Annotated in this window: 3 protein-coding genes; 1 reads left to right on the plus strand and 2 read right to left on the minus strand. The window is 71.2% G+C overall.

Annotated features, from left to right (window positions below; all coding sequences use genetic code 11):
- Positions 1-74: 74 nt before the first annotated feature.
- The gene (locus tag FREUN1FDRAFT_RS38725; protein WP_006545911.1) at positions 75-686 is read right to left on the minus strand and encodes a TetR-like C-terminal domain-containing protein; all 612 of its coding nucleotides are present in this window, start codon (positions 684-686) and stop codon (positions 75-77) included.
- Positions 687-883: 197 nt separating this feature from the next.
- On the opposite strand from FREUN1FDRAFT_RS38725, the gene FREUN1FDRAFT_RS38730 reads away from it, so the two are divergent.
- Positions 884-2,098 carry an MFS transporter gene (locus FREUN1FDRAFT_RS38730; protein WP_006545912.1) on the plus strand — a complete coding sequence of 405 codons (1,215 nt, stop codon included), beginning with the start codon at positions 884-886 and terminating at the stop codon, positions 2,096-2,098.
- A gap of 15 nt (positions 2,099-2,113) precedes the next feature.
- Here FREUN1FDRAFT_RS38730 and FREUN1FDRAFT_RS47285 read toward each other — a convergent pair.
- Positions 2,114-2,616: type II toxin-antitoxin system HicA family toxin (locus FREUN1FDRAFT_RS47285; protein WP_006545913.1), on the minus strand; the 503-nt coding region annotated here is incomplete at its 5' end.

Consider the following 2,616-nt stretch of genomic DNA (forward strand, 5'->3'; position numbering starts at 1 on the left):
GCGACCCGCAAGAAGTGAGGATTTGGCCGTTGGAACGACCAAAATCGTTCATTCTTGCGACTCGCCAAACCAGGCTACCGGGCCCCGTCCAGAAAGGCGCGGACGAGCGCCGCGGGCATCGGGTCGTCCAGGGGCAGGTGCCGGACCAGGAGCCGGAAGTAGAGCGGGCCGAACAGCTGGTCCAGGGCGACCTGGATGTCGACGTCGGGCCGTAGTTCGCCGCGGTCGATCGCGCCCTGGATCAGGATGGTGCCGGCGTCCCGGCGGGGCTGGATCCACAGCGCGCGCAGCTGGTCCGCGAGCGCCGCGTCGGTCTGGGCCGCCCCGATCAGCTCGGCCATGATCGCGCCGGCGCGGCCACGGAAGGCGTCCACCATCAGGGTGATCTGCGCTGTCAGGTCGCGGGCGAGGTCGCCGGAGTCGAACATGCCCATCTCGGGCCGGTAGCGGTGGAAGTAGGCGTCCACCGCCACGGCACCCCGGCTGGGCCACCACTTGTAGATCGTTACCTTGCTGACCCCGGCGCGGGCCGCGATCGCCTCCATCGTCGCCGCGGCGAGGCCGCCCTCGATCAGCAGATCCGCGGCGGCGTCGAGAATCGCCAGCCGGGCCCGCTCACTGCGCGGCCGGCCGGGCCCAGACCGGCCGGACCCTGCCCCAGACCGGCCCGCCCCGCTCCGGTCCAACCCGGGACGGCCCGGCCCGGGACCGACAGGTACCGCTGGGTCACCCAGCGCCGCTGGTGTACCGCGCACTGGGGCTGAGCCGGCGCCCGCTGGACGGGCGACGGGTGGATCGTCCGTCACATCCGCAGCCTATTTCATGAACGCGTCGTTCAGCTATAAGCTTTCATGAACACAGCGTTCACTATCAAAGGTTGATCATGGCCGAGTCGACCGCGTCCTTCCACGAGGTCCGCGCGGACCCCCGGCGCCTACGCGTCGTGGCCCTGTTCCTGGCCGCAGCCTGCGGGCTGACCGTCGCGAACATCTACTACTCGCAGCCGATCCTCGCCGAGCTGGCCGGTGCGTTCGATGCCAGCCAGGGCACCACCGCTCTCGTCGTGACGATCACCCAGATCGGCTACGCGCTGGGTCTGCTGTTGATCGTCCCGCTCGGCGACCTGCTGCCCAACCGGCGCCTCGCCGTCTGCCTGGTCAGCGGCACCGCGGTCGCGCTGGTGGCGGCGGCCGCGGCCCCGTCTCTGCCGGTTTTCATGGCGGCGGCGCTGGTGATCGGGTCGACGTCCACGGTCGCGCAGGTGCTGGTGCCGTTCGCGGCCCATCTGGCCCCGGCCGGCCGGGAGGGCAGGGTCGTCGGCCAGGTCATGAGCGGGCTGCTGCTCGGGATCCTGCTGGCCCGGACCACCTCAAGCCTGATCGCCGCGGCCCTGTCCTGGCGGTGGGTGTACGGAATCTCCGCGGCGCTGATGGTGGCGGTGGCCTTCACCGCGCTGCGGGTGCTGCCGGAGCGCCGGCCCACGCCCGGCCCGCGGTACCCGGCGCTCATCGCCTCGCTGGTCGAACTGGTGCGCCACGAGCCGGTCCTGCGCCGGAGGGCCTTCTACCAGACGCTGATGTTCGGAGCGTTCAGCGCCTTCTGGACGTCCATCGCCTACGACCTGCACGAACGCCATGGCCTGGGCCAGGTCGCGATCGGTGTCTTCGCCCTCGTCGGGGCCGGCGGCGCGGCCGCGGCACCGATCGCGGGGCGGCTCGGCGACCTCGGCCGGACCCGGGCGGGAACCGGCGCCGGCCTGCTGCTCGCCGCCGGCGCGATGCTGCTCGCCCTGCTCGCCGAGAGCTCGGTGATCGCGCTGGCCGCGGCCGGGCTGCTGCTCGACTTCGGCGTGCAGGCGACCCAGGTCCTCGGGCAGCGCGAGATCTACACGACCCGGCCCGAGTCCCGCGCCCGGATGAACGCGGTGTACCTGGCCACCATGTTCGCCGGCGGGGCGATCGGCTCGGCGCTGTCCGGAGCGATCTACGACACCCACGGCTGGTCCGGGGTCGCGATCTTCGCCGGCGTTCTGCCGCTTGTCGGGTTCGCCCACTGGCTGCGTACGCCCACCGGCCGCGTGGCACCGATCGCAGCGTAGCCGGCGCGCCGCGGACTACAGGAGCTTCTGGAGATCCTCGACCGTCAGACCGGCGTCCGCCAGAATCTGGCGGAGTGTTCCTTTCGGGATGTCACGCCCGGCGTGAACTGGAACCGTGACATCGATGCCCGCCCGGTCGGGGTTACGCAGCCGATGATGACTGCCCTTGATCCGAACGAGCTCGAATCCCGCCTTCTGCAGAGCCCTGCCGGTGGCGAACAGGGCTGCGCGGATCAGCCCGGAGCCGAGCCGGGGCGCCAGCTTGGGGATCATCTCCCCTGCCACGCCCTCGGCGGACCGGAACCGCTGGTAGTAGGCGCTGGCCAGGCCACTGCTGGTCTCCTGCCGGGCCATCACCATGTTGATCGCCGCGTCGACGAACGCGGAGTACGACGCATCCGACCCATCGAACATGGGCCAGATCAACTTCATGTCGTTCGTCGTCGTGGCCCGCAGCGCGAGCTGGGCGCGGCGGTGCGTGGGAGTGAGCTGCGTACCTTCCTGGCTGGCCGCCATCC

The organism is Parafrankia sp. EUN1f, assembly GCF_000177675.1.
In the GTDB taxonomy this organism is placed as follows: domain Bacteria; phylum Actinomycetota; class Actinomycetes; order Frankiales; family Frankiaceae; genus Parafrankia.